Origin of the sequence: Prevotella sp. (assembly GCF_036570325.1) — a bacterium.
Lineage (GTDB): Bacteria > Bacteroidota > Bacteroidia > Bacteroidales > Bacteroidaceae > Prevotella.
Window position 1 is genome coordinate 1 of record NZ_DATCYK010000040.1, and the last position, 4,759, is coordinate 4,759.

Genomic DNA, 4,759 nt, shown 5'->3' on the forward strand with positions numbered 1-4,759 from the left:
AGCCCTTTGGGGCGATGAAAGAGGGCCTTTTATAAAAGCAAAGCTTGGCGCTCACATCGTGAGTGCCAAGCTTTAAGCAGGTAAGTAATTGTAAGTAAGATGGTTATTGCCTTAAAGCCCGCATGGCATTGAGTACGGCCAGCACCATGACACCTACGTCGGCGAACACGGCCAAGCCCATGGAGGCTATGCCGATGGTGGCCAGCAGGAGCACCGCCACCTTGATTCCAATGGCAAACCACACGTTTTGTTTGGCGATACCGATGGTGCGCCGGGCTATGCGAATGGCCTTGGCTATCTTTGAAGGCTTATCATCCATCAGTACCACGTCGGCTGCTTCGATGGCCGCATCCGACCCTAAGCCACCCATGGCGATACCTATGTCGGCCCGGGCCAGCACGGGTGCGTCGTTGATACCGTCGCCCACGAAAGCCAATTGATGGCCGACGGGCTTCGTCCGGAGCAGTTCTTCCACGGCGATTACCTTGTCGGCAGGCAGCAGTTCGGCCTTGTAGTCGTCTAATCGCAGCGCTTGGGCCACGTGGTGGGCCACGTCCCGATGGTCGCCCGTCAGCATGACGGCCTTTGTTATGCCGAGGCTTTTCAGTTGGTCGATGGCCTCCCGTGCGTCGTCCTTTATCTTATCGGCTATCACGATGTGGCCGGCATATTCGCCATCGATGGCCACATGTACCGTTGTACCTGCGTGGTCGTGGCACAGTTGGCAGGGCTGCGTCGTTATGCCGAGGGCTTTCATCAGCTTCTCATTGCCCACGCTGACGGTCCTTCCATTGACCTTGGCGCTGATTCCTTGGCCTGCCGTCTCCTTGATGTCGGCTATCAGACAGTCGTCTTGCTCATGGGGATAGGCGTTTTTCAGGCTCATGGCGATGGGGTGGGTGGAGTATCGCTCCACGTGGGCTGCCAAATGGAGCAGTTCCTCGGCGTCGATGTGGTCGGGATGTACTGCTTCGACAGCGAAATTGCCGTGCGTCAACGTTCCCGTTTTGTCGAAAACAACGGTCGAAGTCTTAGCCAGCGTATCCATGAAGTTGCCGCCCTTGATGAGAATACCGTGGCGCGAGGCGCCGCCAATGCCCGCGAAGAACGTCAGGGGCACCGATACTACCAGTGCACAAGGGCACGATACGACGAGGAAAGTGAGCGCCCGGTAGAGCCAAACGGGGAAAGCGGTGAGAAAATCATCGGCGAACAGTGGGGGCACAAGGGCCAAGGCTACGGCCGCCAGCACGACGATGGGGGTATAAACATGGGCGAAGCGGCGAATGAAAGTCTCGCTTTTCGACTTGTTTTCGCTTGCGTTTTCCACGAGATTGATAATCTTCATGGCCGTGGACTCGCCGAATGTTTTGCTCACTTCCACCTTCAGCAGGCCCGAGGTGTTGACACATCCCGAAATGACTTCGTCTCCTTGGCCCACGTGGCGGGGCATGCTTTCGCCCGTGAGGGCCACGGTGTTGAGGGCGGAGCTGCCTTCTGTCACCCTTCCATCGAGCGGAATCTTTTCTCCGGGCTTCACAATGATGATTTCACCTACGCTCACTTCCTCCGGACTTACGGTCATGACGTGGCCTTGGCGTTCCACGTTGGCCGTGTCGGGCCTTATATCCATCATTTCCGCAATGGAGTCGCGACTTTTGTCTTCGGCGTAATCCTCGAAGAGTTCGCCTAACTGGAAGAAGAGCATTACGAAGACTGCTTCGGGCATTTGGGCCTCGGCGCCGGGCAGGAATCCTATGAGCAATGCGCCTATCGTGGCTATAGCCATTAGGAAATCCTCATCAAACGGGTCGCCTTCCATGATTCCTTCCCACGCCTCGGCCAGCACGTCATGGCCTATCAGCAGGTAAGGTACCAAATAAACGAGCAGGAGTTGCCACGTAGGTAGTTGAAAACTCCGTTCCACGACATAGGCTACCATCAGCAGCAATGCCGTTAAAATGATTCTCAGTAGTTTCTTATTCATATCATTCCGAATATAGGTTTGCAAATAAAAGCGGAAAGATCAATGTGTCTTTTCCTGATTGCAAAGGTACAAAATGGTACGTGCAACTTGGTTGCAAACCTATATTCGGAATAAAATCAGAGCTTTTGGGCCACCTTGACGATCTGTTCTCCCAGTCCGATGGTGTAGCCCTGCGACACGAATACCACTCGGTTGAACGTGTCGGCGATGATGAACATGGGTAGCTGTGACTCGTTTTTGAGTTTCATCTGCACAGCTATCTGGTGCTTGATTTGGCCATCCGTGTCGATGGCAAAGATGGTGTTATCGGGCAGTTTGCCAAATTCGTCCTTGTTGAACTTCTGCGCCGCGGCCTCGTTTTCAAAGAGAAGGACGAACGGGCGGCCCCACTCATCGAGCTTGGTCTTCATCTTTGCGATGTCGTGAAGGGCGTGGTTGGTGGGCTCTTGGCCTACGCCGAGCACGCCAACGACGAAGTAGCCGCGACCGGTTTGTGACAAAATGCTCACCGCCTTGCCGTCTTTGGTTATCTTGGATTCGCTGTCGAAGTTGCCGATAACCTTAACTCCGTCCGTCGTTTCACGTATTTGCAGGTCCACATGTGTGGTTTCGCCGGCTTTAACGCTGAAGATGGTATTGCGAGCCAGCACGCTTCCGTCGGCCAAACGCTGTCCGCTGACGAGCAGGTAGGTACCTTCGTCTATCTTGGCACCGTCCTTAAAGGTGCCGGCCCATGAGGTTCCGCCACCCATATCTACCTGTCCTTCGTCGAAGTTGAGCAATTGTGTGCGGCCATCGACTATCTTGCTGATACTGAAATGGCTGTAATACTTCGGATTATCCAGCAAAGCGGTGAGTTTATAGTCGAGAATCAAGGTGCCGGTGCGGGCTATCGTGGGTGTGGTTTGGTTGAAGTTGACGTCCATCCATTGGCCGTCTTTCTTGTATTGTACCTTTCCTGTCACCACATCTTTCTGTGCTTCAATATCCAAACTGCGGGCTAAGTCGACGAAGAAGATGTCTCTTGAGCGCTCATCGGTGAGCTTCGACTTCCAAATACCCATCGGGGTCTGCGGAATACGCATGCTTCTGCTGTCCGGATTCAGCTTAATATGAGTGCGAACCCATGCTACGAGCAGGGCCGGATTGGCTTTGAAACGTTGACGGTCGGCATTGCTGAAAGCGTTGTAGAGCTGCTGTTTGAATGGCGCCGTGATGAGTTCGTCCTCTACGCGTGGGCCCAGTTGGTCGCTCTTGGCATTGATGTGGTCGTCGAGAATGGGCCGTTGCATATCGCGAAGGTCCTTGTCGCTCAGCGTTTTCAGCAGTGCCAAGGCTCTGTCAAGGCGGTTGGCATTGTCTTCTACGAATGTTTTGATGACTTTCCAATTGCCCCTCGCCTTAATAATATAAGGTATGGCGGCAGGGTAGGTATAGTCTTTCAGGCGGTCGGCCGTGGGGAATGTCTCGATGTAAGCGTTGCGAATAGAGTCTTCAAAGGCAAAGCGGCGAGTGTTTTCCTCACGTTGTGCAGCGGTCACCGTGGGCAGATTGGCCTTCTCTGATGGGGGAACGATGTCGAGTTCCTGCCCCGTCAGGCGGCTGTTGGCGTCGTATTCCAGCTTGATCGTAATAAGTTTGTCCTTTCCGAATGAGGATTTGGCATAGCCGTAGCGGCCGTTCTTCGAGGCCCAAACGAGCATGTCACCCTCTCCGGCGGTAAGAAACGTCATGCCTTTAGCGTCGGTATACTTGGACGCAGCGGTGTAAAACTCGGCGTAATTGTAGATTTTGAAGTCTACTCGTGCGTCGTTCACGGGCTTGCCGTTGCGGTCTACCACCTTAAAATCGGTGCGTGCGGAACTTCCATAGTTATCAATGAGGTTTATTTCAGTGAAGTTGCTCGTGCGAAGCATTACCTCTTCGGGGCCTCGGTAGTCACCAAAGGCGCGGGTGTGCATAAGCATTGCCCGTGAAGCAGGTGCGTTAAACCAGCCTAAATTGAGCACCGGCTCGGGCTCACAAGCCCCTAAGAAGTACCATTTTCCGTCCGCCCAAGCCTCTACCCATGCGTGGTTATCGTCTGTGTGGGCCCATCTTGGCGTGTAAACTTGGCGTGCCGGTATGCCCACGGAGCGGAGAGCGGCCACGGTGAACGTGCTTTCTTCGCCGCAACGGCCACGAGCGGTCCTTATACTTTGCAGCGGTGACGAGGTGCGAGCGTCGGAAGGCTCGTATGTAACGTGCTCATGGCACCAATGGTTAACCTCTAATATGGCTTCCGTCATTGACATTCCTTTCACTCGTTGTTTGAGTTCTTTGAAGAAGATGGCCCGTGATTCATCGAGCGGCTCGTTGTTAACACGCATGGGAACTACGAAATGGCGGAACAACAGTTCGGGAACTTTCTTGCCCCAATCCATTTCCTGCCGGGTGCGAAGGGCCATCCGAACGTTGTTAAGATGGTAAGCCGTGGGGTAATCCGTGGCATCTGCCACGGGCATGTAGGCATAGAGGAAGCGCAAAGCTTCTTTTTCCTCTTGTGAAACTTGAAGTCCTGTCAGGTTGAAGAACTGCATTCCGATGAGTTTCATCTTCTGTTGGAAGGCCGTTTCGGTCTTTTGACGGTATGCCACGTCAGTGATGAAGTGTTGCGCATGGGCACATAAGGTAGTGGCCATGAGCAAAGCAGAGATCAATACTTTTTTCATAACAGTTTTGCTATCGTGTTTTTAACTCTTTGTTCGGTCGTAAGCATGAGGTTGGTTTCCT

At 53.5% G+C, this 4,759-nt stretch carries 2 protein-coding genes; both read right to left on the reverse strand.

Annotation, left to right across the window (positions count from 1 at the left end; genetic code table 11):
• Positions 1 to 103 precede the first annotated feature (103 nt).
• The gene (locus VIR50_RS03150) at positions 104 to 1,987 is read right to left on the reverse strand and encodes a heavy metal translocating P-type ATPase (protein ID WP_331933691.1); all 1,884 of its coding nucleotides are present in this window, start codon (positions 1,985 to 1,987) and stop codon (positions 104 to 106) included.
• Between the two features lie 116 nt (positions 1,988 to 2,103).
• A complete protein-coding gene (locus VIR50_RS03155) occupies positions 2,104 to 4,698 on the reverse strand; it encodes a transglutaminase-like domain-containing protein (RefSeq protein WP_331933692.1) in 2,595 nt (864 codons plus the stop codon).
• Between the last annotated feature and the right edge of the window lie 61 nt (positions 4,699 to 4,759).